Origin of the sequence: Vibrio hippocampi (genome assembly GCF_921292975.1) — a bacterium.
Taxonomy (GTDB): domain Bacteria; phylum Pseudomonadota; class Gammaproteobacteria; order Enterobacterales; family Vibrionaceae; genus Vibrio; species Vibrio hippocampi.
This window is the reverse complement of record NZ_CAKLCM010000001.1, coordinates 1-26,590: the sequence shown is the minus strand read 5'-3', so window position 1 is coordinate 26,590 and position 26,590 is coordinate 1. Positions and strand designations below refer to the sequence as shown.

General features: G+C 44.9%; 22 protein-coding genes, 1 tRNA gene, 2 rRNA genes and 1 pseudogene. 17 read left to right on the top strand and 9 right to left on the bottom strand.

Going from position 1 to position 26,590, the window contains the following annotated elements:
- Positions 1-6 precede the first annotated feature (6 nt).
- Entirely contained in the window at positions 7-768 is a 762-nt protein-coding gene (locus tag L9Q39_RS00125) for a thiazole synthase (RefSeq protein WP_237483158.1), read from the top strand.
- A 12-nt stretch (positions 769-780) separates the two neighbouring features.
- Complete coding sequence (gene thiH / locus L9Q39_RS00120) at positions 781-1,896, top strand: 2-iminoacetate synthase ThiH (RefSeq protein ID WP_237483157.1); 1,116 nt, start codon at positions 781-783, stop codon at positions 1,894-1,896.
- Between the two features lie 87 nt (positions 1,897-1,983).
- Here the strand turns inward: thiH and L9Q39_RS00115 are convergent, their stop codons facing one another.
- A complete protein-coding gene (locus tag L9Q39_RS00115; RefSeq protein WP_237483156.1) occupies positions 1,984-3,777 on the bottom strand; it encodes an aminopeptidase P family protein in 1,794 nt (597 codons plus the stop codon).
- Between the two features lie 352 nt (positions 3,778-4,129).
- Between L9Q39_RS00115 and tsrA the strand changes: the two genes are divergently transcribed.
- Positions 4,130-4,414, top strand: coding sequence for an H-NS-like global regulator TsrA (gene tsrA / locus L9Q39_RS00110; RefSeq protein WP_237483155.1), 285 nt, complete (start codon positions 4,130-4,132; stop codon positions 4,412-4,414).
- Between the two features lie 130 nt (positions 4,415-4,544).
- Here the strand turns inward: tsrA and L9Q39_RS00105 are convergent, their stop codons facing one another.
- The 4 genes from L9Q39_RS00105 to L9Q39_RS00090 all read right to left on the bottom strand — a co-directional run bounded on the left by L9Q39_RS00105 (position 4,545) and on the right by L9Q39_RS00090 (position 7,054).
- Positions 4,545-4,991 (bottom strand): DoxX family protein, encoded by a 447-nt coding sequence (locus tag L9Q39_RS00105; protein ID WP_237483154.1) that lies wholly within the window; start codon positions 4,989-4,991, stop codon positions 4,545-4,547.
- A gap of 12 nt (positions 4,992-5,003) precedes the next feature.
- A complete protein-coding gene (locus L9Q39_RS00100; RefSeq protein WP_237483153.1) occupies positions 5,004-5,807 on the bottom strand; it encodes an HvfC/BufC N-terminal domain-containing protein in 804 nt (267 codons plus the stop codon).
- 4 nt (positions 5,808-5,811) lie between these two features.
- A complete protein-coding gene (gene bufB, locus L9Q39_RS00095; RefSeq protein ID WP_237483152.1) occupies positions 5,812-6,666 on the bottom strand; it encodes an MNIO family bufferin maturase in 855 nt (284 codons plus the stop codon).
- A 127-nt stretch (positions 6,667-6,793) separates the two neighbouring features.
- A complete protein-coding gene (locus tag L9Q39_RS00090; protein WP_237483151.1) occupies positions 6,794-7,054 on the bottom strand; it encodes a BufA1 family periplasmic bufferin-type metallophore in 261 nt (86 codons plus the stop codon).
- Positions 7,055-7,312: 258 nt separating this feature from the next.
- Between L9Q39_RS00090 and uvrD the strand changes: the two genes are divergently transcribed.
- Positions 7,313-9,484: a DNA helicase II gene (uvrD, locus tag L9Q39_RS00085; protein WP_237483150.1), complete on the top strand. Its 2,172-nt coding sequence runs from the start codon at positions 7,313-7,315 to the stop codon at positions 9,482-9,484.
- A gap of 698 nt (positions 9,485-10,182) precedes the next feature.
- Here uvrD and L9Q39_RS00080 read toward each other — a convergent pair.
- Together L9Q39_RS00080 and rarD are read right to left on the bottom strand one after the other, a co-directional pair.
- A complete protein-coding gene (locus tag L9Q39_RS00080; RefSeq protein ID WP_237483149.1) occupies positions 10,183-10,848 on the bottom strand; it encodes a LysE family translocator in 666 nt (221 codons plus the stop codon).
- A 29-nt stretch (positions 10,849-10,877) separates the two neighbouring features.
- A complete protein-coding gene (gene rarD / locus L9Q39_RS00075; protein ID WP_237483148.1) occupies positions 10,878-11,771 on the bottom strand; it encodes an EamA family transporter RarD in 894 nt (297 codons plus the stop codon).
- Between the two features lie 124 nt (positions 11,772-11,895).
- Here rarD and recQ point away from each other — a divergent pair, with 124 nt between their 5' ends.
- From recQ to L9Q39_RS00060, 3 genes are all read left to right on the top strand, one after another.
- Entirely contained in the window at positions 11,896-13,728 is a 1,833-nt protein-coding gene (gene recQ, locus L9Q39_RS00070) for an ATP-dependent DNA helicase RecQ (RefSeq protein ID WP_237483147.1), read from the top strand.
- Complete coding sequence (locus L9Q39_RS00065) at positions 13,721-14,023, top strand: DUF3630 family protein (protein WP_237483146.1); 303 nt, start codon at positions 13,721-13,723, stop codon at positions 14,021-14,023. The genes recQ and L9Q39_RS00065 overlap by 8 nt, the downstream gene beginning before the upstream one ends.
- Positions 14,024-14,180: 157 nt before the next feature.
- Positions 14,181-14,855, top strand: coding sequence for a 7-cyano-7-deazaguanine/7-aminomethyl-7-deazaguanine transporter (locus L9Q39_RS00060; RefSeq protein ID WP_237483145.1), 675 nt, complete (start codon positions 14,181-14,183; stop codon positions 14,853-14,855).
- A 97-nt stretch (positions 14,856-14,952) separates the two neighbouring features.
- Here L9Q39_RS00060 and gppA read toward each other — a convergent pair whose 3' ends face one another.
- Positions 14,953-16,449 carry a guanosine-5'-triphosphate,3'-diphosphate diphosphatase gene (gene gppA, locus L9Q39_RS00055; protein ID WP_237483144.1) on the bottom strand — a complete coding sequence of 499 codons (1,497 nt, stop codon included), beginning with the start codon at positions 16,447-16,449 and terminating at the stop codon, positions 14,953-14,955.
- Between the two features lie 19 nt (positions 16,450-16,468).
- On the bottom strand, positions 16,469-17,770 hold the full coding sequence (gene rhlB, locus L9Q39_RS00050; RefSeq protein WP_237483143.1) for an ATP-dependent RNA helicase RhlB: 1,302 nt from the start codon (positions 17,768-17,770) through the stop codon (positions 16,469-16,471).
- A 107-nt stretch (positions 17,771-17,877) separates the two neighbouring features.
- Between rhlB and trxA the strand changes: the two genes are divergently transcribed.
- From trxA to L9Q39_RS00005, 10 genes and pseudogenes are all read left to right on the top strand, one after another.
- Positions 17,878-18,204, top strand: coding sequence for a thioredoxin TrxA (gene trxA / locus L9Q39_RS00045; protein ID WP_237483142.1), 327 nt, complete (start codon positions 17,878-17,880; stop codon positions 18,202-18,204).
- 191 nt (positions 18,205-18,395) lie between these two features.
- Entirely contained in the window at positions 18,396-19,655 is a 1,260-nt protein-coding gene (gene rho / locus L9Q39_RS00040; RefSeq protein ID WP_237483141.1) for a transcription termination factor Rho, read from the top strand.
- 113 nt (positions 19,656-19,768) lie between these two features.
- The gene (locus L9Q39_RS00035; protein WP_237483140.1) at positions 19,769-20,776 is read left to right on the top strand and encodes a hypothetical protein; all 1,008 of its coding nucleotides are present in this window, start codon (positions 19,769-19,771) and stop codon (positions 20,774-20,776) included.
- Between the two features lie 107 nt (positions 20,777-20,883).
- Positions 20,884-22,261: pseudogene (gene ubiD / locus L9Q39_RS00030) on the top strand (4-hydroxy-3-polyprenylbenzoate decarboxylase); the annotation flags it as partial.
- 5 nt (positions 22,262-22,266) lie between these two features.
- Positions 22,267-22,743 carry a UbiD family decarboxylase gene (locus L9Q39_RS20715; RefSeq protein ID WP_435532799.1) on the top strand — a complete coding sequence of 159 codons (477 nt, stop codon included), beginning with the start codon at positions 22,267-22,269 and terminating at the stop codon, positions 22,741-22,743.
- Entirely contained in the window at positions 22,740-23,012 is a 273-nt protein-coding gene (locus L9Q39_RS00025; protein WP_237483139.1) for a 2Fe-2S iron-sulfur cluster-binding protein, read from the top strand. Before L9Q39_RS20715 ends, L9Q39_RS00025 begins: the two co-directional genes overlap by 4 nt.
- Positions 23,013-23,026: 14 nt before the next feature.
- On the top strand, positions 23,027-23,740 hold the full coding sequence (fre, locus tag L9Q39_RS00020; RefSeq protein WP_237483138.1) for an NAD(P)H-flavin reductase: 714 nt from the start codon (positions 23,027-23,029) through the stop codon (positions 23,738-23,740).
- A gap of 561 nt (positions 23,741-24,301) precedes the next feature.
- Positions 24,302-25,854 (top strand): 16S ribosomal RNA (locus tag L9Q39_RS00015).
- Positions 25,855-25,943: 89 nt separating this feature from the next.
- A tRNA-Glu gene (locus L9Q39_RS00010) sits at positions 25,944-26,019 on the top strand.
- A gap of 401 nt (positions 26,020-26,420) precedes the next feature.
- A 23S ribosomal RNA gene (locus L9Q39_RS00005) occupies positions 26,421-26,590 on the top strand; the annotation flags it as partial.

The following is a 26,590-nucleotide window of genomic DNA, read 5'->3' as shown; positions in this document are numbered from 1 at the left end:
GTAAGGATGTTAACGATAGCAGAGAGAAAGTTTGAGTCTCGTTTGTTTACAGGAACAGGCAAGTTTGCCAATAAGCAACTGATGGTTGATGCACTAACCGCGAGCGGTTCGCAAATGGCGACAATGGCATTAAAGCGAGTGGATTTGGATGATCAAAATGACGACATTTTGCATCCACTGATTCAGCAAGGTGTCCAGTTACTACCCAATACCTCGGGTGCTAAGACAGCGGATGATGCTATTTTTGCCGCCCATTTAGCAAGAGAGGCGCTCGGGACGAATTGGTTAAAACTAGAGATTCACCCGGATCCTAAATATTTGCTACCTGACCCGATTGAAACCCTAAAAGCAGCAGAGATCTTGGTCAAGCAAGGGTTCAATGTCATGCCATATTGTCATGCTGATCCAACATTGTGTAAACGACTCGAAGAAGTGGGCTGTGTCGCGGTTATGCCTTTGGGCGCACCTATCGGTAGCAATCAAGGGTTAGTGACAGAAGAGTTTCTAAATATCATTATCGAACAAGCTAATGTTCCCGTTGTCGTTGATGCCGGGATTGGGGCACCTTCCCATGCCGCGTTTGCCATGGAAATTGGTGCTGATGCCGTTTTAGTAAACACCGCAATCGCGTCTTCCAGTCACCCAGTATTGATGGCTAAGGCGTTCAAATTGGCTGTTGAATCGGGTAGGGCTGCTTATGAAGCTGGTTTAGCTGGTAAGGTTAATCATGCCATGGCATCCAGCCCGCTCACGTCATTTTTGTCTTAAAGGTCTGCGCACATGTCTTTTATTAAAGAGATCAACAAATACCAATGGGATGATATTCGTCTGCGAATTTATGCTAAAACCGCTGCAGATGTAGAACGAGCTTTAACGAAGCCAAGGCGCGATCTTGAGGACTTTATGGCATTGATCTCACCTGCCGCAGAAGGCTATTTGGAGCAAATGGCACAACAGTCTTATGTGCTAACAAGGAAGCGTTTTGGTCATACCTTATCGATGTATATACCGCTCTATCTTTCCAATTTATGCTCTAACAGCTGTAGTTATTGCGGTTTCTCGATGGAGAATCGAATCAAGCGTAAGACCTTGAGTAATGAAGAAATCAACGCCGAGTGTCGAGTGATTAAGTCGATGGGATTCGACAGTGTATTGCTTGTAACGGGTGAGCATGAGAATAAAGTGGGGATGAATTATTTCAAACGGGTTTTGCCTGAGATCAAGCGTCACTTTAGTTATCTCGCTATGGAAGTGCAGCCTTTAGATACCGAGCAATACCTAGAACTCAAGTCTTATGGATTAGACGCGGTCATGGTGTATCAAGAGACTTACAATGTTACCACTTATGCCGAACACCACTTAAGGGGAAACAAGCGGGATTTTGAATATCGCCTAGAGACCCCTGATCGTCTCGCAACAGCGGGAGTCGATAAAATTGGCATTGGCTGCCTAATAGGTTTAGAGGAATGGCGAACAGATTGTTTTTATGTCGCTGCACATCTCGACTATTTAGAACGTCGGTATTGGAAATCACGTTACTCTATTTCGTTCCCAAGGCTCAGACCTTGTGAAGGTGCCTTAAAGCCCAAGTCGGTAATAAGCGATAAGCAGTTGGTTCAACTTATTTGTGCCTACCGTTTGTTTAACAATGAAGTTGAACTTTCCTTATCAACAAGGGAATCAGAGTCTTTTCGCGACAATGTTTTTCCACTCGGAATAACCAGCATTAGTGCTGCCTCTAAGACCCAGCCTGGTGGTTACGCTGATACGACAGAGCAGCTAGAGCAGTTTGAAATCAGTGATGAGCGCAGTGCTAATCATGTTGCACGTGCGGTTAAAACAAGTGGTTTGGAACCGGTTTGGAAAGATTGGCACGTTGGATACTCGGGAAGCTAATCGAGGTGATGTTTCACGTGAAACAAACAAGGCGCCATAAATCGGCGCCTTGTTTGTTGGTGTTGCAAGTTTATGGCAGCAATAAAACTATCGAGCGATAGCCGTACAAGCTGATTTTAGCCAAGTAAGTGCATCACCGGAAACGAGCGGAGAAATCTCTTTTTCAACAAGCTGATGGTACTGGTTTAGCCATTGAATCTCAGTGTCCGTTAATAGCGAGATATTAATATTACGCACATCGATAGGACAACGAGTCAGTGGTTCAAAGCCTAACATGGTCAAGTCACCTGTCGTTGGCTTTTCTACCACAAGCTCTAGGTTTTCGATGCGAATACCAAAAGCATCGGCGCGGTAGTAACCTGGCTCGTTTGAAAGCACCATGCCAGCCGCTAGAGCCACATTGTTAACGACTTTAGCGATACGCTGTGGACCTTCGTGAACACTTAAGAAATGACCAACACCGTGACCCGTACCGTGATCATAGTCGAAGCCGTTTGCCCATAAATGCTGACGCGCTAGGATATCTAGTTGGTGACCACAGGTGCCTTTAGGGAACAGTGCCGTTGCAAGTCCGATATAACCTTTTAGTACCAAAGTGAATTGGTGTTTCATCTCTTCAGAGGTATTGCCAATAGCAATAGTACGAGTGATATCAGTCGTGCCATCAGGGTATTGACCGCCAGAATCAACGAGATATAGGGTATCTTGTGTTAACTTACCCGGTTGCTTCTGATTCAGGTGGTTGTAGTGACACATCGCTGCGTTACCGCCAGCTGCTGAGATAGTATCGAAGCTAAGATCAACCAGACTCGGGTCCTCACGGCGGAAGGCTTCAAGTTGATCGGAAACAATCGCTTCGTCATGTAGGCGACCTGCATCCACCTCATTGTCTAACCATGATAGAAACTTAACCATAGCGGCGCCATCACGACGATGGCTGTGCTTCATTCCTTCTATTTCAACTGGGTTTTTACAAGCTTTAGGCATTAAGCACGGATCGGCTTGCTCCTTGATTTTGACCTGATTTTTTTCAAGTGCAATCTTAAACCATGCGTTACTGGTTGAAGGATCAAAACTGACGGTTTTGCCTGAGAGCTGCGCGATCACTGATTCAAGTGAATCTGGAGATTGAACAGTGACACCATTGCCAACGTGACTATCGAACTCAGCTCTATCTTCAATACGAGCATCATCAATGAACAGCTGAGCACTACCGTCAGAGTTAACAATAGCATGGGACAGAAGAACAGGAAGACGTGACACATCGAGACCACGGATGTTAAACAACCAACAGATTGAATCCAGCTCGGTAAGAACCGCTGCATCAATATTATTTTCGGTTAGGGAAGTCGCCAATTTACCACGCTTGTTCTGACTTGACTCGCCAGTGTAGGCTTCAGAAAGAAGAGACACAGAGGTCAACTGGGCTTCTGGACGATCAGACCAATGCAGATCAACAGGGTTCTGGTCTACTGGAATAAGGTCAAACTTCGCTTGATACAATTCAACAGCGTTAGCGTACCAATTGCCACGATGCATGCGAGGGTCGAAACCAACGCGAGCACCCACAGTCAGTGACTTCTCAATCCATTGAAGCGGGGGAGTCTCGATCAAGTGACAGTATTCAAACAACTCACCAGAGACTTGCTTTTGTACTTGAACGGTATAACGACCATCGACAAAAATCGCCGCTTTGTCAGGGGTAATTACCGCAGCGCCTGCCGAGCCAGTAAAACCAGTTAACCAGTGCAGACGTTCATTGTGAGCAGGAATATATTCGCCTAAGTATTCGTCTTCATGAGGGACGATAAAGGCATCTAGGTCGTTACTACGTAGCCAAGCTTGAATAGCAGCTACACGCGATGAGATGAGTTCCAGCATCAGTGATTCCTTAGTGATGGCAATAAAATGAAACCTAAAGTGGTTTGCCCTATAAGCTAGCGATTTTACTCATTAGTTACAAACAATTCTATTGAGGGTAAGAAAAAATCCATCGATGAATAGACAAACTCTAAATAAATTAAATTACATAACTATTGGAAAATTAATTTCCTAAATTATTAATGAGGTGTATATTTACTCTTGTGCACCGCTAGGTGTCGTTGCGTTTTCGCGTAAGAAAATTATTTATTTTATGTAAGGCTTTTCTTTATATGCAGTTCCTCATATGCATAACATAGAAGAGTGTCTTATATCCTTACCATTCACCATATTTAAATGGACTAGTGCAGTAATGTCATTGACTACTTATGAAATGGCTCGTGTTCTTGAGCAGATGGAAGAATCTCCGGAAAAAATCATGTTCGGGAAACTGCTTAATGAATTAGGCGAGCAAAGCGAAGAGCGTATTCGCAGTGCCGCAAAGCAAGTGCCTCTGTATAAACTGCGTGATATTGTTTATCAGTTTCAGCGAGTCATTGAATCCCGTAAAGGGGAACAAGTGCAGACTCTAGCAAAAGAGTTGGCTGAAAATGGAATATCTGTTGAAGAGCTTCAGGCATTTCTTGATAGCAAATAACCTTTTTATAATGCCCTTATATAACAAGCCACTATAAGGGCGCAGCTCTCTATATCTTTAACTATCGACATCTTTAATGCGTTACATTAATGGCTAAAGCTAATGAGTTGCTAGGTAGACGCATTTAGGTTTATTTTTCCATCTTTGAGCGAATAAGGTTGTCGAGCGATAGCTTGCCTGCCCCCCAAACGATATTTATTAATATCATCAACCCCCACAATTGATGGTCGTAGAAGCCTTTCTCCCACAACAAGGGATAAGAGACGACGGCGATAATATTAAACACAAACAAGATGGCGCTCATTGGTCGACAAAACAGCCCCAAGGCAATGAATACCGGTAGAACCAATTCAGCAGCGGTACCCAAGTAAGCCGCTAACTCCCAAGGCAACAGTGGAACTTGATATTCGAGTTCGAACAAATACAAGGTGCTGTCCCAGGAGGCGATTTTTGTTAAGCCAGAGTTGAAGAATACCCAAGCTACCCATAAGCGACAAAAAAGCAGTAAAACAGGAACAAAAGCATCTTGCAGCGATGATATGGTTCGATCGTAGTTTGATAGTCGTGAGTTTTTCATCAGGTTTCCCTCCTACATAGGGTCATCAATTTTAAAGCCTTGAATCCAATCAGAGACTAATAAGCTAGGTAATAGGTCGAGTAATGTCGGATCTATTTGGCGTAATGGCTGGGATTGCTGCAGACAGTTGATGAGTGTGAATAGGCGTGAGTTGACGGCTGATACGATGGGTTGTCCAGTAACATCATCAATACTAATAACACAACACTGAGCTTGATTGATCTCTAAGCCCTCAAAAGACATAGAATCAAGAGCAGCAAACAAGGATGCGATCGCATATTTTGATTGAAATAGCGTAATGCTCGGCTTTAGCTCCAACACGATGTTGGGGTGGATGGATTCGGGCGTATTCTGCAACTCAGATAGTGACAAAGTGTAACTACTGATACTAGGCTTTCCAGTGCTCAGCAATTGATCCATCCTATATTCAGCGAGCGCAACGTCCGCAAGATAAGGTTCGGCGCTTATGATGTTATCTAATGACGCAATGGTTTGATCAAACCCTTTCCCATAAGTCGTGACATCACCGCTTATTGGGGGATTGTGAATGATATGGTGCTTGGCGATAGCGTCAAAGCATTCTTCACCTACCAGCAATTGTGTGTTCGGATAGATCGCGAGTAGTACCTCAGACAAACTAACAGTAAAGTTATTGCGGTAAATTTGAACCCTTTCATCAGCAGTGAATCTCTCGGAAATAATGCCAATGGTGCTTGCATCATTTTGATAACGTAGCGCATCGGTAAACGCACTTTGAACTTGTTCAAGAGAGGGGGTTTTATCCGATGATGGCTTTAATGACGGGTTAAACGACATAGTGCTAAGCCCTTTGTTTTAGGTGGGGGAGCTGAGCCAATAAAGATTGTGCCTTACTGGCTTCATCCAATAGTATTTGGGGCTCGGGAATATCAGTATCCCACTCAATTAATGTCGCGATGGGCCCATGTTGGTTAACCCAATTGGAATATAACGACCAAACTTCGTCACTCACTGGTTGATTGTGGGTGTCGATCCAAATCTCCCCTTTATCTAACGGCTTTTTAGTAAAACCGGCTAAGTGAATTTCATCGACCGTACTAGGGTCGATAGCAGACAAATACTGCTGTGGCTCGTAATTGTGATTGAAGCAAGAGACATGAACGTTATTCAGGTCGAGAAGAAGTCGGCAATCAGTACGTGACTGGACTTCTGCTAAAAATTGCCATTCCGGAATTTGTGAGTGCTCAAAGCGTAAGTAACTCGATGGGTTCTCGATCAAGATGTTCTGCTTTAAAGCGTCTTGAACTTGTTCTACATTGCGACAAAATATCTTCAATGCTTCTTCGGTATAGGGCAGAGGTAGAAGGTCATTGTAGTAGTGACCGCCGAATTCACTCCAGCTCAAGTGATCAGAAATAAACATCGGATCGATAACATCGATGAGCGATTTAAGCTGGTTCAGGTGAAATTGGCTGACGTTGGATACCGACCCAAGAGATAACCCAATACCATGACAGCTGATCTCGGTTTGTTCTCTGATCGCTAATAGGCTTTGGTGGCGATGACTGTCGGGAGTGAAATAGTTTTCACTATGTATTTCTAACCATGAGGCTGCATTTGGATGAGAGCGGAAAAAGTCTAAATGAGGCTCTCTTAATCCGACACCAACAAAATTTTCAGCGAGAGGGTCAGTCATAATCGTTATCCAGAAAGCGATGAGAAGGGGGGATAAAATAAAGGGGCGTAGCAACTCCCCTTTACTTATCGGGTTTTGAGGCTCTTTATAGTGAACACATAGAACCTAATATCAGTGTTATATTGGCTTAAGCTGACTCCGTACTACCACCGCTAAGCTTGCCGCAAAGACCTTTAGGCACCACAACAAATGCATCCTTTTGGCTATCTTCTTTGGCTGTACCTGCGCAAGAACTGGTTTTAGTGGCGCAGTCATTTTTACCTGCTTTGGATACGCCGTAGCATTTTTCTTTATCAGCCGCAGCGGCTGGAGCCGCGGTCAACGCTGTACCACCAAGAGCAAGAAGACCTGTTACTACCGCTGTAATTGCAAGATTTGTCGATTTCATAATAGTTTCCTCAAACTAGATCCTTGTATTATTTTCACAGGTCATGTCGTCATGACTTGCTTAACCAATAAGATAGGAATGCTGAGAGAAATCTTTCAATGAAAGTAAGATAAAATTTAATTAATTGTAAATTTTATGTGTAATCTGTTGATTTTTAAGACTTGCTCTCACTGAGAAAAATTCGACTTTTTTCTGCTTTCCGATTGTTGTTTGCGCTATAATCCTACGCTATGTATAAATAACCAGTAGCAGGCTCTCATGGATCCATCTCTTCTCCTCGACGGTTTAAATGATAAACAGCGCGAAGCCGTGGCAGCGCCACTCGAACACAGACTTGTACTAGCCGGTGCTGGTAGTGGTAAAACGCGAGTATTGGTTCATCGTATTGCATGGTTGTTGTCGGTAGAGAGTGCTTCGCCGTTTTCAATTATGTCGGTAACGTTTACCAATAAAGCAGCCGCAGAGATGAGAGGGCGTATTGAAGAGTTGATGAGAGGCAGCGCCTCAGGGATGTGGAACGGTACCTTCCATGGTATATGTCACCGAATTTTAAGAGCGCATTATCTCGACGCTAAACTACCGGAAGATTTCCAGATCCTTGACTCAGACGATCAACAGCGACTGCTTAAACGTTTGATCAAAGCGCAAAACTTGGACGAGAAACAGTGGCCTGCTCGACAAGTTGCTTGGTGGATTAATGGCAAAAAAGATGAGGGTTTAAGACCTCAACACATTGATAGCTATCACGATCCGGTCACAAAGACATACCTACAAATTTACACCGCCTACCAAGAAGCCTGTGATAGGGCGGGCTTAGTCGACTTTGCTGAAATCTTACTGCGTGCTCATGAACTGCTAAGAGACAATCAATTTATTCGCGAGCACTACCAAGCGCGGTTTAAATTTATTCTGGTCGATGAGTTCCAAGATACCAACAATATCCAATATGCTTGGCTGCGTATGATGACGGGTCCAGAAACTAAGGTCATGATCGTTGGTGATGATGACCAATCAATTTATGGATGGCGCGGTGCCAAAGTCGAGAATATACAAAAGTTTCTGGATGACTATTTAGGTGCACAGACGATTCGTCTTGAGCAAAACTACCGTTCAACCAAAACCATACTAGAAGCCGCGAACCACCTGATCGCCAATAATACTGAACGTATGGGTAAAGAGCTGTGGACTGACGGCAATGAAGGTGAAAGCATTTCGGTTTATTCAGCTTATAACGAGTTGGACGAAGCTCGTTTTGCCGTTAACAAAATTATCGAGTGGCGTGATAAAGGTGGTCGCTTAACCGATTGCGCAATGTTGTATCGTAACAACGCTCAATCCCGTGTGCTTGAAGAGGCGTTGATTCAAGGTCAACTGCCTTATCGTATCTATGGCGGCATGCGTTTCTTCGAGCGACAAGAAATCAGAGATGCATTGGGCTATTTACGATTGATGGCCAACCGAAACGATGATGCTGCGTTTGAGCGAATCGTTAACACGCCGACACGCGGCTTAGGTGACAAAACCTTAGACACGATTCGATTTGCTGCACGAAGCCGAGGTGCGACTTTATGGGAAACCAGTGTCGCCTTATTGGACGAAAAAGTCTTTGCGGGTCGAGCGGCTGGTGCTTTGTCACGCTTTGTTGAGCTTGTTAATGCCTTAGAAGATGATACTCATGAAATGGCGCTTTATGAACAGACAGACCATGTGATAAAAACATCCGGTTTGTTTACCATGTATGAGCAAGAAAAGGGCGAAAAATCAAAAGCTCGTATCGAGAACTTGGAAGAGCTGGTTACCGCCACGCGTCAGTTTGAAAAGCCGGAAGAAGCGGAAGATATGAGCTTGCTGACGGCGTTTTTAACTCATGCAGCACTGGAAGCGGGCGAAGGACAAGCGGATGAGTTTGATGATGCTGTGCAGTTAATGACTCTGCACAGTGCTAAGGGCTTAGAATTCCCACTCGTCTTTATGGTGGGTGTAGAAGAGGGGATGTTCCCAAGCCAGATGTCAGCTGAAGATGGCAGTCGTTTGGAAGAAGAAAGGCGACTCTGTTATGTTGGCATGACCCGAGCTATGGAAAAGCTCTACATCACGTATGCTGAGATGCGACGTTTATACGGTCAAGACAAGTATCATAAACCGTCACGCTTTATCCGCGAGTTGCCTGAAGAACGTTTAGAAGAAGTACGCATGAAAGCGCAGATCTCTCGACCTTCAACCAGTGGTCGCTTTAGCCATAAAGAAGTTCAGAACAACTTCAATGAGACTGGCTTTAGTTTGGGTCAGCGTGTTATGCACCAGAAGTTCGGAGAAGGCACCATCATCAACTTTGAGGGAAGTGGTCCTCAGAGCCGAGTACAAGTCGCCTTTAATGGCGAGGGAATTAAGTGGTTGGTTACCCAATACGCTAAGCTAGAAAAGTTGTAGCTTGTAGCGAATACTAAAAACGCAGACAAAGGACGAATATTTTTATTCGTCCTTTTTTGTATTGAATCGGCAGAAAACAGACAAAGAAAAACCCCGAGGGCGAAAGCCCATCGGGGTTATAGTCTTACTCGCAGCAATCCGGCTACTAAAAGTGCTCCATGCATCAAATCCATGATAGTTTGCTGAATCCGTCAGCTTAATCCTTGCGTCGCCTTCCTAGCGGTGTCCGTATGGTCTTATCCTGACCAGCTAACAATCCTCGTTAGCTCACTTCACTTGTTCCTTGAGCGGTGTCCCTTACATCATCCTGATGTTCAGTCCTTGCCTCATCCAGAGGTGTCCATTGTCTTTCCCTAGTAGCAACCATCCTAGTTACTATTGAAGTCCATTCAATGTCCTTTCGCTTTCCTTGCCGACTATTCATCCTGAATAACCGAATCTTCTTCCTGAAGATGCCCTAATCCTTGAGCGCTTCCTGTTCCATGTCAGTTTCCCTTTGACGTGGTTAATATTAAACAATCTCAGGTTGGCTTCAAATAGGTCAAATGAAAAATAATTCACTTGAAATAATTATAATTATTAGCAAAAGCCTTATTTTTCAGTATATTAGATCTTTAGCTTGCCTATGTATGACGTACAAAAGTGTTAATTACCCAAGGCTTTGTGAGAGATCTCTTACAAGAACTCACTCCAAATTGCTATCCGGTGATTTCTGGCATCAATGTTTTTACCAGAATGATTAGCCCAAGAGCACAAAACATCACCCCACAAATAGCGTCGATATAACCAGTTAGGTGAGCGAGTTTGCGTTGGACTCGTTGTGTTGAGAGCGCCCAAGCTAAAAAAGCGAACCAAAAAAAAGACAATACCCATAGCAGACCAATCGCTAGCCCTTTACCTAGCACGGGCATCGTTGTCGGAATCAAACTGGACATTAGACTGACGAAAAACACCAGTGCTTTGGGGTTAAGCAAGTTAGTCGTTAGACCTCGAAAAAGAGCTTGGCTCTGATTGGTGATCAGCACTTGGGCGTTATTGCTATCGGATCGTTCACCACCAGTTGGCTTTACCAGTACAGAGCGCAATGCCCCAATACCCAAATAGGTCAAATAACTACCGCCAGCGATTTGTAGCAACAGATAGAGGTTTGGGCTTTGTTGAATAACAAAGCTAATACCCGTCAAGCTTAGAGTTGAGTGAATCAGAATGCCGATGGATAAACCTAATGCGATATAAACGCCAGTAACTCTGCCATATTTCGCGGTATTTTGTACGACTAAGGCAAAGTCAGGTCCCGGACTCATAAGACCAATGATATGTACCAACATAAGGGTGATAAGTGGACTAAAATCGTCAAGTGTCATAATGCGTTGAAGCCGTTAAGTTAAAGTCGTTAAATAGTATGTTTACGGCGGGTTCGAAGACCGTCAAGGCTAAAGATGACCAGAGCTGTCCAGATAAAAGCAAAGGTCATCGTTTTGTCTGTCGTGAGTGGTTCGCCATAAACCATCACGGCGAGAATAAACATTAAGCTAGGACCTATATATTGAAAAAAGCCTAGGGTAGAGAGTTTTAAGCGAGTTGCTGCACCGGTAAAACAGAGCAGAGGCAAGGTCGTGACAATCCCTGCGCAAACAAGCAATAGGTTTAGGTGCATTGGGTTATCACCCATATGAGAGGTTGGGGTGTCGGCAATAAAGAAAAGGTATAAGGCAGCGACGGGCACCATCAGCAAGGTTTCGATAAATAGACCACTCTGTGCATCTAGGCTGACCTTTTTTCTCAATAGACCATACAAGCCGAAGCTGGTTGCCAAAGCCAGAGCCACGACGGGAATAGAACCAAACGCCACCACCTGAATAATCACGCCAGTTGCCGCTAAGGCTACCGCAAACCATTGCAGTTTTCTCAGTCTTTCACCAAGGAATAACATCCCAAGAATGACGTTGAGTAGCGGGTTGATGTAGTAGCCTAAACTGGCATCAAGCATATGATCGGCATTAACAGCCCAAATGAAGATTAACCAGTTAACCCCAACCAGCAGTGCGGTGCAGATAAGGTAGGTCATCTTGGTTTTTGACACCAGTACTTTTGAAACCTTGCGCCAGCCTTTAGATAACTGAATAAGCACCGCTAGCAGCAATACAGACCAGATGATTCGATGACTCAGAATCTCGAGAGGTGTCACTGCGCTTAACGCTTTGAAATATATCGGGGCAATACCCCACATAGTGTAAGCGCTGATGGCAAGCAAGATACCTTGCTTGGACTGCTGTTGTTCTGGCATAAATTACATCTCTTGGCCAAAGTTATGTTTGGGTCTAAATCCTGGTGGCGGGAGTATAGCTTTCCCTAGTGAACATCTCTACAATGTAGCGCTCTCTTCACTTCAACTTTCATCAGGAAATGGCATGACGGCTGCGTTGCTTGCTGAACAATCTGAATCTCAACCAAGTGCCCAGTCTATTTTGCAATCCGTATTTGGTTATCAGGAATTTCGCCCCGGACAAGAGGGGGTGATTGATCATGCGCTAAATGGTCACGATAGCTTGGTTATCCTTCCTACCGGTGGTGGTAAATCCCTTTGTTACCAGATCCCTGCTTTGGTGCGCTCGGGTATTACCTTGGTGATATCGCCACTGATTTCTCTAATGAAAGATCAGGTCGATCAACTTAAGGCAAATGGCGTCGCCGCAGAGTGTATTAATTCCACAATGTCGAAAGAATCTCTGGTTGAAGTGTATCGTCGCATGAATAGTGGCAAGATCAAATTGATCTATGTCTCCCCAGAGCGAGTTTTAATGCACGATTTTCTGGTGAGATTGCAGCATTCCGATCTGGCGATGATTGCGGTCGATGAGGCGCACTGTATTTCTCAGTGGGGACACGATTTTAGACCTGAGTACGCAGCCCTTGGTCGACTGAAGGAACACTTTCCATCCGTACCCGTTATGGCGCTGACAGCAACCGCAGACGATGCCACGCGTAAAGACATCATTTCTCGACTCAACTTAACCGATCATTATGAATATTTGGGAAGCTTTGACCGCCCGAATATTCGCTATACCTTGGTCGAGAAACATAAACCGGTCTCACAAATTATTCGTTTCTTAAATGAGAATAAGGGCGGGAGCGGCATTATCTATTGTGGCAGTCGTAAAAAAGTGGAGATGCTGACGGAAAAGTTATGCAACAACCATATCCGAGCCGCAAGCTACCATGCTGGAATAGATGCAGACGAACGAGCGTATGTCCAAGAAGCCTTTCAGCGTGATGATGTGCAGATAGTTGTGGCGACGGTGGCTTTTGGTATGGGCATTAATAAACCCAATGTCCGTTTTGTGGCGCACTTTGATATTCCACGCAATATAGAATCATACTATCAAGAAACTGGTCGTGCAGGGCGAGATGGTTTACCTGCGGAAGCGGTCATGCTTTATGATCCGGCAGACATAGGTTGGTTAAGACGTATGTTGGATGAGAAAGATGAAGGACCGCAGAAACAAGTGGAAAGTCACAAGCTAAATGCGATGAGTGCCTTCGCGGAAGCACAAACCTGTCGCCGCCAAGTGCTATTAAACTATTTTGGTGAATACAGCGCTAAGGCGTGTGGCAACTGCGATATTTGTCTTGATCCTCCTAAACATTTTGATGCAACAGAGCAGGCGCAAAAAGCACTTTCATGTGTCTATCGCGTCAATCAAAGCTTTGGTATCGGCTATGTGGTGGAAGTCTTGCGCGGCATGTCGAACATCCGTATTCGCGAACATGGTCACGACAAACTGACGACTTACGGTTTGGGTCGTGATCATAGCCATGACTACTGGGTGAGTATCTTTAGGCAGTTAATCCACAAGGGCTTACTGCAACAAAACATTACCCGAAATTCGACACTGCAATTAACGGCAGAAGCCAGACCGCTGTTAAGGGGTGAGCATACTTTAGAGCTCGCGGTTCCACGTTTAGACACTGCCGAACGTAGCGCCAAGTCCAATAAACTGATTTCTAAGCAATACGATAAAAAGCTCTTTGCCAAGCTAAGAAAACTGCGCAAAACCATTGCCGATCAAGATGGTTTGCCGCCTTATGTGGTTTTCAGTGATGCGACCTTGATGGATATGGCGGAAATATTACCTACCTCCTATGGTGAAATGTTAGCCGTGAATGGTGTAGGTGAACGTAAACTTGAAAAGTACGCCGATCCTTTCTTGGACTTGATACAGGAGCACCTGACCCATGGCTAAGTTTGGTTTAACGGAATACAGCGCTAAGCAAGGAAGAATCATTATTGCTCATCCAGGCTTTGATTTTGATGAATTCTCTGCCGTGGCGTATCAATTTATTCTTGCGTTATCTGCCGCAGTGGTAGAAAAGCAGTGCGACGCCGATATTCATAGCTGGTTGATTGATTTTGAAGGTTGTCGCTTGATACTTAAAGGTGAGCATTACAGTGAATCTTTTTGGATAGAGGCGCTTGATATCTCCGCCAGCCAAGAAGAAATGAAGTTTATTGCTGGATTGCTTGAGCGTGGTTTTTAACGCGGCTGACGCTCATTTAGACGGTTGCACTGTCAATAGATTATTGTATAATCGCCGCCCGCTGTTCACTATGCGTGAACGCAGAGACATTTATTAATCCGAGGCCATTGCCTCACTTGGGTTCCCTCAACCCCAAGCAAAACGAAAAAGGTACAATATGAACCCATTTTCTCCCGCGCAACTGCGCAAAGCGTTAACCGTGTTAGTCCTTTTCCACCTAGTGATTATTGCTTCTAGTAATTATCTGGTGCAACTTCCCTTTACCCTCTTTGGTTTTCATACCACTTGGGGGGCGTTTACTTTTCCTTTTATCTTTCTAGCCACTGACCTTACCGTCAGAATATTTGGTGCTGCACTTGCCCGTAAAATCATCTTTTTGGTGATGCTACCTGCTTTAGTGGTCTCTTACGTTCTCTCGGTGCTGTTTTTCGAAGGGCAGTTTCAAGGCTTGTCTCAGTTAGGAGAGTTTAACCTGTTTGTTGCCCGAATCGCGATTGCTAGCTTTATGGCATATTTGCTGGGTCAGATTTTAGACGTGCATGTGTTTAACCGCCTACGTCAGATGAAACAGTGGTGGGTTGCACCGACTTGCTCAACGCTTTTCGGTAATGCACTTGATACCTTGGCGTTCTTCGCTATTGCTTTTTATCAAAGTACCGACCCGTTTATGGCGGAGCATTGGACGGAAATAGCTTTGGTCGATTATGGTTTTAAGCTGGTGATTAGTCTGGGTCTGTTTGTACCCATGTACGGTGTAGTGCTTAACTTCTTAATCAAAAAGTTGACCGCAGTCAACGCGAGTCACGCCGAAGGAATCGAAGCGAAAGCTTAAAAAAATACCCGAGCCAATGAAGTGGTTCGGGTATTTTTTTATCAGTCTTGCTACTTGCTACTTGCAATAAGCTTATTGCTGCTAACTTGTTGTATCGCTAAATTGCATTGATTTCCAATGACCAGCCAATATCGGATTGACGATGGGACTCGATCTCTAGTTCAGCGGCTGAGAGCGGGTTCGTGGTCAACCAAGTCTTATCGATATCCAAGATTAGAGCATCGTTACGACAACTTACTGAGACATGAGGTTGCAACTCATGCTGGCGTCGGTGAGTAATGAGCACTGCTAATCTTAGCAACCGCAGCATACGAGATGCGCTTGTGCTGGATAAAGCGTGTTGAGCTGGCAGCTGCGTTAAATGGTCTTTGTAACGACGCAGAACTTCGGCGAGTAATTGCTTTTGAGCGCGAGTGTAACCAGGTAAATCGAGGTTTTGAAGTAAGTACGCACTATGCTCGCCCGCCTTTTTAAAATCGATGGTTAGACCTATTTCGTGTAGCTTTGCAGCGGTTTTTAGTAGTAACGCGCCGTTGTGCTCATTGAGCCACTGCTGTTCACTGCATCCCTCAAGCAGCTGTTGAGCGGTATTGGCAACTTGTTCGCCATAGGCGACATCTAATTGGTAGCGAGATTGAACACTGGCAATGGTTCGAGCGCAAATATCATCGTGTTGCAATTCTTCAACCATGTCATAGACCATACCTTCGCGTAGCGCTCCGCCAGCAAGGGTCATGCTTTCTATACCGAAGACTTCGAAGATGGCGATAAGGATGGACAATCCACTAGGGAATACCAACGCACGCTCAAGAGTAAGACCGTCAATCTCTAACTCTTCTAGATGATCCGCTTGCATTGCTTGTTTTTGCAAGCGCTTAAGCTTGGCTAAAGTAATCACTTCATCCATGCCTTGAGTCAGCATAATCTCTTGCAGAGCTTGCACCGTGCCACTGGCACCGACACACACATCCCAGCCAATATCCTGATATTGCTCAATCACAGGGGCAAGTATTTGCTTCGCACCTTCAATCGCATTATCAAAATTGGCACCAGTCAGCTGGCGATTACTAAAGTGGCGCTCAAGCCAAGTGACACAGCCCATTTTCAAACTGGTCAGTGCTTTTGGTTCAAACCCCTCTCCAATAATTAGCTCGGTACTTGCCCCGCCGATGTCGACCACTAAACGACGACCAGAACCTCCAGAGGTATGAGCGACACCTTTGTAAATGGTTGCAGCTTCTTCTTCACCGACAATGACATTGATTGGATAGCCAAGTATTTCGTTTGCATGCTTGAGAAAAACATCCGCATTGGTTGCGGTTCTCAAGGTTGCGGTACCAACAATGCGGATATTTTGCTGTGGGATATCCTGTAAGCGTTCAGCAAACAGACTTAAACAATCCCAACCACGTTGCATTGCTTCTTGGCTTAATGCCATTTCGCTGTCTAATCCAGCAGCAAGGCGAACCTTGCGCTTGATCTTGGCCATCGTTTGAATGCTGCCATTAATGTGGCGCACAACTAACATATGAAAACTGTTAGAGCCGAGATCGATCGCGGCATACAGTGGAGAAGAATGACTGCTGTGACTCATATTGTGCTCAAAATTCCTTTTAAGATGCCTTATTTTGCGGTCTTGGTCTTCTATTCTGCGGCTTGCGGTTAGAAGGACGAGAACCACCAGTATTGGTACGTCTTGTACCAGAATTACGGCTCTTCAATGTAAGAGGCGCAGGCAACTCAGTCAATAGAGCGCTTGAGTCGTAGTCAGACACAGGAATCGAGTGTTCGATGTACTCTTCAATCGCAGGAAGGTTGATCGCATACTCTTCACAGGCAAAACTGATTGAGTGACCACTTGCGCCAGCACGACCAGTACGACCGATACGGTGTACATAATCTTCACAATCATCAGGCAGGTCATAGTTATAAACGTGTGTGACCTGAGGGATATGCAATCCACGGGCTGCGACGTCAGTAGCAACAAGGATATCAACGTCACCTTGGGTGAACTGTTCTAAGATCTTCTCGCGTTTCTTCTGCGGAACATCACCTGTCAGCAGACCGACACGGTGACCGTCAGCGGCTAAGTGACCCCAGACCTTTTCACATTTGTGCTTGGTGTTAGCAAAAATAATGGCGCGATCTGGCCACTCTTCTTCAACAAGAGTCTGTAATAGCGCCATCTTGTCATTGTTTGATGGATAGAAAAGCTCTTCTTGGATACGGTGCCCAGTTTTTTGCTCAGGCTCGACAACCACATGCTCAGGGTTATGCATGTGTTCAAAAGCAAGTTCTTGCACGCGATAAGAGAGTGTCGCCGAGAACAGCATGTTCAGACGATCTTTAGGCTCAGGCATTCTACGGAATAAGAAGCGAATATCCTTAATAAAGCCAAGATCAAACATGCGATCAGCTTCATCAAGCACAACAGCTTGAATATGGTTTAGGTTAAATGCCTTCTGTTTGTAGAAGTCGATGATTCGACCCGTGGTGCCGATCAGTATATCAACGCCTTGTTCAAACTTAGCTAATTGCTTTTCATAACTGTCACCACCGTAAGCAAGAGCGGTTTTAACGCCGGTGCTTTCAATAAGTGGCTTAGCGTCATTATGAATTTGAATCGCTAACTCTCGAGTCGGTGCCATAATAATAGCGCGAGGCTGATTTGGCTTACGACCGTCGTGTTCAGGCGTTGTCATCAAGTGATTAAAAGTCGCAGTTAAAAACGCAAGGGTTTTACCAGTGCCTGTTTGGGCCTGGCCTGCAATGTCTTGGCCGGTGAGCAATACCGGCAACGCCAAAGCTTGAATTGGGGTACAAAAATCGAACCCTTTTTTATTCAAACCTTCAATGATTTGGGGGTGTAAATCCAAATCGGCGAACTTTTGCTCTGTGATATGTGTCTTTTTCATTGCTATAGAATATCAGCTTAGGCTTGCAATACGAAAGTAAATACATTCCAATAGGGAAACTAATTGTTGGTGAGCATCTCACCAATGTAAAAATATCGGAGTTAAAAATGAGTGAAAAGATTTTGCAGCTGACAGATGACGGTTTTGAAACTGACGTAATTAATGCTGCAGGCCCAGTTCTTGTTGACTTCTGGGCAGAATGGTGTGGTCCTTGTAAGATGATTGCACCGATTCTGGACGAGATTGCTGATGAGTACCAAGGTAAGCTCACTATCGGTAAACTTAACATTGATCAGAATGCAGAAACACCACCTAAATTTGGTATTCGCGGCATTCCAACATTATTGCTATTCAAAGATGGCGGTGTTGCGGCGACTAAAGTTGGTGCACTATCTAAGACCCAACTTAAAGAATTTTTAGACGCAAATCTGTAGTCTCTGAGTAATAAAACCGTGTATCTAAACAAATACACGGTTTTGTTTTTTCAAAGCTAGACTAGACTTAATTTTAGTGATAGTTTATCGCACGTTAATTAAACAAATGTTCACTTCTTGGTCGATCCTGTGACCAAATCCATCTTAATAACAAAACAGATCCTATTTTGACTAAACAAACATCCACCACAATGAACTTAACAGAATTGAAGAACAGACCTGTTTCAGAACTCGTGAAACTAGGCGAAACTCTAGGTCTGGAAAATTTAGCTCGACTGCGTAAGCAAGACATCATTTTTGCTATTCTTAAAGCCCATGCGAAAAGTGGTGAAGACATCTTTGGTGACGGGGTCTTAGAGATTCTTCAAGACGGTTTTGGTTTCCTACGTAGTGCTGACAGCTCATACCTAGCAGGTCCTGACGATATTTATGTCTCTCCAAGTCAGATTCGTCGCTTCAACCTACGTACCGGTGACTCTATCGCTGGTAAGATTCGTCCTCCAAAAGATGGTGAACGCTATTTCGCACTGCTTAAAGTTAACACGGTTAACCATGACAAGCCTGACAACGCGCGTAACAAGATCCTATTTGAGAACTTAACCCCTCTGCATGCCAATGAGCGTATGATCATGGAGCGAGGTAATGGTTCTACGGAAGATATTACCGCTCGTGTTCTCGATCTTGCTTCTCCAATTGGTAAAGGTCAGCGTGGTTTGATTGTGGCGCCGCCAAAAGCGGGTAAAACAATGCTGCTGCAAAATATTGCACAAAGCATTGCCCACAATCATCCAGAGTGTGAGCTGATGGTACTTCTTATTGACGAGCGTCCAGAAGAAGTGACCGAAATGCAGCGTCTAGTAAAGGGTGAAGTTATTGCTTCAACCTTTGATGAGCCGGCTTCTCGTCACGTACAAGTGGCAGAGATGGTTATCGAAAAAGCGAAACGCTTGGTTGAACACAAAAAAGACGTGGTTATCTTGCTTGACTCAATCACTCGTCTAGCTCGTGCCTACAACACCGTTGTACCATCATCGGGTAAGGTTCTAACGGGTGGTGTGGATGCTAACGCACTTCACAGACCAAAACGCTTCTTCGGTGCAGCTCGTAACGTTGAGGAAGGTGGTAGCTTGACTATCATCGCGACTGCGTTAGTTGATACTGGCTCTAAAATGGATGAAGTTATCTACGAAGAGTTTAAGGGTACAGGTAACATGGAACTGCACCTAAACCGTAAGATTGCAGAAAAACGTGTTTTCCCAGCGATTGACTTCAACCGTTCAGGCACGCGTCGTGAAGAGTTGCTGACTAAAGCAGATGAACTGCAGAAAATGTGGATTCTACGTAAGATTGTTCACCCAATGGGCGAAATTGATGCGATGGAATTCCTTATCGATAAATTGGCAATGACCAAGACTAACGATGAATTCTTTGACGCAATGCGTCGTCAATAAGCGCAAGCTAGATTAAGATTTATCAAACGCCACCCAGCAGGGTGGCGTTTTTTTTTATTTGCACAACGCCTTCATTAAGCGCACAATTAAAATTGTGTTAATAGGAGGTTAAAATGCTACAAGGAAAGTTAGCGTCTCTACTCCTACTGTTGGCATCACTCACCAGTAGTGCAGTGATGGCGTCGAAGGAGATGACGCAACAACAAGCAGATAGCTTGCTCGCCAGTTCACAAGTTCAAGATAAAGTCTCTGAGCTGATGACACTGTTTACCCAGCAAGATATCAATGAGCTTGAATTTGCTCTCGATAGAATTTCCCTACCTCAACAAGAGGTAGCTCGCTATTTATTGTTACAACGAATAGAGCAGAACAAGGTGGTTTTTACTACTTTGATGGCCGAGTTTGTCGAACAGCAGCGCTCTATCATGCCAGTCTACACCATCACTGAGCGAGGAGACGGGTATCTTTTTACCGTCCCAGCTTTCAATTATCCGGCGATTTCCGCTCGCTTAACCAAATCTTGGAACCAAGACCAGTTGATACTGGATTTTATTATGAATGCTGAAAATCATGATTTGGATCTTCAACAGTGGTTATCAATGGGCAATGAGTGGCAACAAAAAAATCGCGAAGAGATCCTGATTCAGGAGTTTGATAGCCTCACCCCTCAAGCGGCTAACTATCTCATTGACCAAATTACCAATGTTGATATTACTCGCTGGCTACCCTCTAGTAGAGTGTTAGTGGTCATGGCACAAGTGAGCCAAAACGAGGCGCTGTATCAGCTATTATGGAAAATGCGTGCTGATGTGCATAGTCAGCAAGAGTTAGAGCGTCTTGCTTCTCTTCAGACGCCATTTGCGCATCAACAAATGATCTATGCCGCTCACAATCCAAGCTTAAAACAGCAAGCCATCGCCGAATTGGCAAAAATCAATCCACTGCCCACCAATGTCAGAGACTTTCTTGTTGTAAGAATGACGGTTTCTGCAGACGCGAGTTTTGTTGCTACTCAACTGGCTCAAAATGGTCATCGATTGTGGCTACATAATGTGGTTTCCACTAATGGTCAGATTAAGGCTTCTATAGTGCTTAAAGCCTTATCGAATTATCAGCAATAAATTATCAGCATTAGGTATGCCTGCTCTTTGGAAGTAAACACAAATTTCGCTTGCTGGTGGCGTTTATGTTTATAATGCAGGCACCAATCCAATACGATGTAACCCCTATGAAACTTAAGGATTTACGAGATTTTATCCAGTTATTGGAGCAACAAGGACTACTGAAACGTATCTCACACCCTGTTGATCCCCACTATGAAATGACAGAGATAAGTGACAGAACACTGCGAGCCGGCGGACCTGCATTACTGTTCGAAAACCCGATTGGTTCCCCGTTTCCTGTACTGACTAATTTGTTCGGTACAACAGAGCGTGTCGCACTTGGGATGGGGCGCAGTGAGGTGAGTGAACTACGTGAAGTAGGTAAATTACTGGCTTATCTAAAAGAGCCAGAACCCCCTCGTGGATTTAAAGATGCGATAGATAAGATCCCCGTATTCAAACAAGTGCTAAATATGCCTGCGAAAAGAGTCCGTAAAGCCGCTTGTCAGCAAATTGTCTGGCAAGGTGAGCAAGTTGACTTGGACAAGCTCCCGATCATGAGTTGCTGGCTCGGGGATGTAGCACCCTTAATGACTTGGGGGTTAACGGTCACCAAGGGTCCGAACAAAAAACGCCAAAACCTCGGCATCTATCGGCAGCAGAAATTAAGCAAAAACAAAGTGATCATGCGTTGGCTTGCTCATCGAGGTGGCGCGCTCGATCTTAAAGATTGGATGGACTCCAATCCAGGTAAGCCATTTCCTGTATCGGTCGCTTTTGGTGCCGACCCTGCAACGATATTAGGCGCAGTGACTCCCGTGCCAGACAGCTTATCTGAATATGCGTTTGCTGGATTACTGAGGGGAGAGAGAACGGAAGTTGTAAAATCGATAAGTAATGATTTAGAGGTTCCCTCGAGTGCTGAGTTTGTATTAGAGGGCTATATTGACCCAACGGAGTACGCAGATGAAGGACCTTATGGTGACCATACCGGCTACTTCAATGAGGTAGAAAAACACCATGTGTTTACTATTACTCATATCACAATGCGCGAGAACCCTATCTATCACAGCACCTATACGGGCAGACCACCTGATGAACCGGCAGTATTAGGTGTTGCACTCAATGAGGTGTTTGTACCTATCTTACAAAAGCAGTTTCCAGAAATTGAAGATTTTTATCTGCCGCCGGAAGGCTGTTCTTATCGTATGGCAGTGGTGTCGATTAAGAAGCAATATTCTGGTCATGCGAAACGTATCATGATGGGCGTTTGGTCATTCTTACGCCAGTTCATGTACACCAAGTTTGTCATCATATGCGATGAAACTGTCAACGTTCGCGATTGGCAGCAAGTGGTTAAAGCGATGAATGACAGTGTTCTTCCTCGCAGAGACATGATGCTAGTTGAAAGTACGCCAATAGATTCATTAGATTTTGCCTCACCAGTGGCGGGTCTGGGCTCAAAAATGGGTATTGATGCGACAATTAAGTGGCAGGCTGAAATTGAGATGGGCTCTGACGCTTCTGATAAACAAGTACGCTACTCTAAAGTGGCAATAGATGAACAACAGTTACTTGGTCAGTTGCAAGCGAATCTTCCTGCAATTAAAGATGTGTATTGTACAGAGCAAACCAGTGATTCGAGTATGGTCATTGTCAGCTTAGATAAACATCATGCAGGAGAGGGCATTAAGGCGATAGAAACCGTCTGCGAACAGACTCAAACCGCATTCAATGCCAAATTTATTATCGTGTGTGATCCAGATGTGAACATTCGTGATTGGAATGATGTAATTTGGGCGGTAACCACCAGAATGGACCCAGCAAGAGATAAATTGATGAGTCAAACTGGAACATACTTGGGTTTTGATGCGACCAACAAGATTGACTCAGAGACTTCGCGGGAGTGGGGACACCCGATTAAAAAAGATCCCAAAGTAGTCGCAAAGATAGATAGTATATGGGATGAGTTATCCATCTTATGAGTTATAACATTACTCTAGTACCAGAAAATCAGACCTTTTTAGCACAAGCTAAGCAAACCGTGTTAGATGCAGCGCTCAACAATAATATTGCATTTCCACATCGCTGCCTTGTCGGGGCATGCGCGAGTTGCTTGTGTAAAGTGATCTCTGGTGAAGTCAGTTATCAGTTGGATCCCATGCTAACTGATAAAGAACAACAGCAAGGCTGGATGTTTGCCTGCCTTGCCTATCCTGAATCTGATCTTGAGATCAGCTTTAGTGAAGAATAATAAAAGAGAACAACATGACGGTTAAATGTAAAGTTAAGTCGGTAAAGCCTTTAGCTGCGAATACCTTTCAAATTCTGCTGCACCCAGAGCAACAAGTTGACTTCAAAGCGGGTCAATATTTGTTGGTAAAAATGGGGGAGGAAGATAAACGCCCTTTTTCAATCGCAAGTAGCCCTTGTCGACATCAAGGTGAAATTGAACTGCACATTGGTGCTGCAGAACAAAATGCGTATGCATCGGAAGTTGTGGAAGCAATGAAACACGCTCTAAACAATGACGGCGATATCACAATTGATGCCCCCCATGGCGAGGCTTGGATTCGTGAACAGAGCAACCGACCAATACTATTGATAGCAGGGGGCACGGGTTTTAGCTATGTGCGCTCGATTTTAGATCACTGTTTGAGTCAAAACCTGCAACAGCCAATCTACCTGTATTGGGGAGGGCGTAATGAGGAACAACTCTACGCCAAGGAAGAGTTAGAAGTGATTGCCCATCAGCATGAAGCGGTACAATTTATCCCTGTCATTGAAGAGACTGGTTCAGTATGGACTGGCAAAGTGGGGAATGTACTGCAAGCGGTGAACTCGGATTTTGATTCATTATCAGATTTCGATATCTATATAGCAGGTCGATTTGAAATGGCAGGGGCCGCGAGAGAGCAGTTTACCCAACAAAAGCAGGCTAAAGCGGATCATATGTATGCGGACGCTTACGCGTTTATTTAGCTGAAATAAGTCAGTTGACGAAAAAAAGAGAGCACTTTTGCTCTCTTTTTGTTCTTATTGCTGCAAATTTCAGCGAACAAAAGAAAAATCAAAAAAAACACCAAAAAGTACTTGCGCAAGAATTCAATCTCCCTATAATGCGCATCCACTGACACGGCGGAGCAGATAAGCAAAGCAGTGAACAGTAAAGGAGGTGCAGCGAAAAACATTAAGTTTTTCTAAAGCGAAAAAAGTTTGAAAAAGTGTTTGACACTGACAACCAAATCGCTAGAATGCACGTCCGCTTTGAGAGAAAGCTCACAAAGCAAAACGCTCTTTAACAATATAAACCTATCAATCTGTGTGGGCACTCGTTGATGATAATCAAAAAGAGATACTTCGGTATCCATTTAGATTTCAATGAACTGAGTGACCAAGCAAGTCGAAAGACTTGGCACAGTCAATTCATTATCATTCTGTTGGAATGGTAATAGCTTTAAAATGACTTCTTACTTTCGAGTAAGGACAGTTTTGAAGTCAGTATTCGTTGAGTCTCCCCTATTTATAGGGAATCAAAATCTTAAATTGAAGAGTTTGATCATGGCTCAGATTGAACGCTGGCGGCAGGCCTAACACATGCAAGTCGAGCGGAAACGAGTTATCTGAACCTTCGGGGAACGATAACGGCGTCGAGCGGCGGACGGGTGAGTAATGCCTGGGAATATGCCTTGATGTGGGGGATAACCATTGGAAACGATGGCTAATACCGCATAATGCCTTCGGGCCAAAGAGGGGGATCTTCGGACCTCTCGCGTCAAGATTAGCCCAGGTGGGATTAGCTAGTTGGTGAGGTAATGGCTCACCAAGGCGACGATCCCTAGCTGGTCTGAGAGGATGATCAGCCACACTGGAACTGAGACACGGTCCAGACTCCTACGGGAGGCAGCAGTGGGGAATATTGCACAATGGGCGCAAGCCTGATGCAGCCATGCCGCGTGTGTGAAGAAGGCCTTCGGGTTGTAAAGCACTTTCAGTCGTGAGGAAGGGGTATACGTTAATAGCGTATGTCTTTGACGTTAGCGACAGAAGAAGCACCGGCTAACTCCGTGCCAGCAGCCGCGGTAATACGGAGGGTGCGAGCGTTAATCGGAATTACTGGGCGTAAAGCGCATGCAGGTGGTTCGTTAAGTCAGATGTGAAAGCCCGGGGCTCAACCTCGGAACTGCATTTGAAACTGGCGGACTAGAGTACTGTAGAGGGGGGTAGAATTTCAGGTGTAGCGGTGAAATGCGTAGAGATCTGAAGGAATACCGGTGGCGAAGGCGGCCCCCTGGACAGATACTGACACTCAGATGCGAAAGCGTGGGGAGCAAACAGGATTAGATACCCTGGTAGTCCACGCCGTAAACGATGTCTACTTGGAGGTTGTTCCCTTGAGGAGTGGCTTTCGGAGCTAACGCGTTAAGTAGACCGCCTGGGGAGTACGGTCGCAAGATTAAAACTCAAATGAATTGACGGGGGCCCGCACAAGCGGTGGAGCATGTGGTTTAATTCGATGCAACGCGAAGAACCTTACCTACTCTTGACATCCAGAGAAGCCGGAAGAGATTCTGGTGTGCCTTCGGGAGCTCTGAGACAGGTGCTGCATGGCTGTCGTCAGCTCGTGTTGTGAAATGTTGGGTTAAGTCCCGCAACGAGCGCAACCCTTATCCTTGTTTGCCAGCACGTAATGGTGGGAACTCCAGGGAGACTGCCGGTGATAAACCGGAGGAAGGTGGGGACGACGTCAAGTCATCATGGCCCTTACGAGTAGGGCTACACACGTGCTACAATGGCGCATACAGAGGGCGGCCAACCAGCGATGGTGAGCGAATCCCAAAAAGTGCGTCGTAGTCCGGATTGGAGTCTGCAACTCGACTCCATGAAGTCGGAATCGCTAGTAATCGTAGATCAGAATGCTACGGTGAATACGTTCCCGGGCCTTGTACACACCGCCCGTCACACCATGGGAGTGGGCTGCAAAAGAAGTGGGTAGTTTAACCTTCGGGAGGACGCTCACCACTTTGTGGTTCATGACTGGGGTGAAGTCGTAACAAGGTAGCGCTAGGGGAACCTGGCGCTGGATCACCTCCTTAACGATAAGATTATTGCGATGAGTGTTCACACAGATTGATGGTTTATGTAGTTTAAGAGATGGAACACCCCCCAAGGTGTTCGCCTAAGTGTCCCGTTCGTCTAGAGGCCTAGGACACCGCCCTTTCACGGCGGTAACAGGGGTTCGACTCCCCTACGGGATACCATCTTTAAGTGTTCTTAATCCTTTTAAATGGAAAGTAGAATCTTTAAAAATGGTTTCGAAAGAAACATTGCTCTTTAACAATTTGGAAAGCTGACGAATAACAACAATCCCCTTATCTTTTAGATAAGCGTTGTTATTCAAATAAAAGTTCTCAAATCCTAGTGATTCTTTTTCAATAAAGAATGATTAGGTACCAACACACATTCAAGTGTTCTTGGAAACAACATAACTTCGGTTGTGTTTGTTCACTTTTTGCTTCTGCTTTTTTATAAAAAGCGGAAATAAAGAGTTATTTGAGTCCGGCAAAATCAAAGCTATCTCGCTCATTCAAATAATGAGATAGCGACTTTGGTTGTTTAACGACAGCGCCAAGATTTCTTTTGAAACTCTTTGGGGTTGTATGGTTAAGTGACTAAGCGTACACGGTGGATGCCTTGGCAGTCAGAGGCGATGAAAGACGTAGTAACTTGCGATAAGCCCAGATTAGGTAGTAACAACCTGTGAGTCTGGGATGTCTGAATGGGGAAACCCACTAGCATAAGCTAGTATCATTAACTGAATAAGGTCAATAG

Coding starts and splice junctions, on each gene's coding strand:
- L9Q39_RS00035 (WP_237483140.1), top strand. CDS start 19,769: ATGCTACAAGGAAAGTTAGCGTCTCTACTCCTACTGTTGGCATCACTC.
- rhlB (WP_237483143.1), bottom strand. CDS start 17,770: ATGAAAAAGACACATATCACAGAGCAAAAGTTCGCCGATTTGGATTTA.
- rho (WP_237483141.1), top strand. CDS start 18,396: ATGAACTTAACAGAATTGAAGAACAGACCTGTTTCAGAACTCGTGAAA.
- thiH (WP_237483157.1), top strand. CDS start 781: ATGTCTTTTATTAAAGAGATCAACAAATACCAATGGGATGATATTCGT.
- bufB (WP_237483152.1), bottom strand. CDS start 6,666: ATGACTGACCCTCTCGCTGAAAATTTTGTTGGTGTCGGATTAAGAGAG.
- rarD (WP_237483148.1), bottom strand. CDS start 11,771: ATGCCAGAACAACAGCAGTCCAAGCAAGGTATCTTGCTTGCCATCAGC.
- fre (WP_237483138.1), top strand. CDS start 23,027: ATGACGGTTAAATGTAAAGTTAAGTCGGTAAAGCCTTTAGCTGCGAAT.
- uvrD (WP_237483150.1), top strand. CDS start 7,313: ATGGATCCATCTCTTCTCCTCGACGGTTTAAATGATAAACAGCGCGAA.
- gppA (WP_237483144.1), bottom strand. CDS start 16,449: ATGAGTCACAGCAGTCATTCTTCTCCACTGTATGCCGCGATCGATCTC.
- recQ (WP_237483147.1), top strand. CDS start 11,896: ATGACGGCTGCGTTGCTTGCTGAACAATCTGAATCTCAACCAAGTGCC.
- L9Q39_RS00065 (WP_237483146.1), top strand. CDS start 13,721: ATGGCTAAGTTTGGTTTAACGGAATACAGCGCTAAGCAAGGAAGAATC.
- L9Q39_RS00105 (WP_237483154.1), bottom strand. CDS start 4,991: ATGAAAAACTCACGACTATCAAACTACGATCGAACCATATCATCGCTG.
- tsrA (WP_237483155.1), top strand. CDS start 4,130: ATGTCATTGACTACTTATGAAATGGCTCGTGTTCTTGAGCAGATGGAA.
- L9Q39_RS00115 (WP_237483156.1), bottom strand. CDS start 3,777: ATGCTGGAACTCATCTCATCGCGTGTAGCTGCTATTCAAGCTTGGCTA.
- L9Q39_RS00060 (WP_237483145.1), top strand. CDS start 14,181: ATGAACCCATTTTCTCCCGCGCAACTGCGCAAAGCGTTAACCGTGTTA.
- L9Q39_RS00125 (WP_237483158.1), top strand. CDS start 7: ATGTTAACGATAGCAGAGAGAAAGTTTGAGTCTCGTTTGTTTACAGGA.
- L9Q39_RS00090 (WP_237483151.1), bottom strand. CDS start 7,054: ATGAAATCGACAAATCTTGCAATTACAGCGGTAGTAACAGGTCTTCTT.
- L9Q39_RS00080 (WP_237483149.1), bottom strand. CDS start 10,848: ATGACACTTGACGATTTTAGTCCACTTATCACCCTTATGTTGGTACAT.
- L9Q39_RS20715 (WP_435532799.1), top strand. CDS start 22,267: ATGGGCTCTGACGCTTCTGATAAACAAGTACGCTACTCTAAAGTGGCA.
- L9Q39_RS00100 (WP_237483153.1), bottom strand. CDS start 5,807: ATGTCGTTTAACCCGTCATTAAAGCCATCATCGGATAAAACCCCCTCT.
- L9Q39_RS00025 (WP_237483139.1), top strand. CDS start 22,740: ATGAGTTATAACATTACTCTAGTACCAGAAAATCAGACCTTTTTAGCA.
- trxA (WP_237483142.1), top strand. CDS start 17,878: ATGAGTGAAAAGATTTTGCAGCTGACAGATGACGGTTTTGAAACTGAC.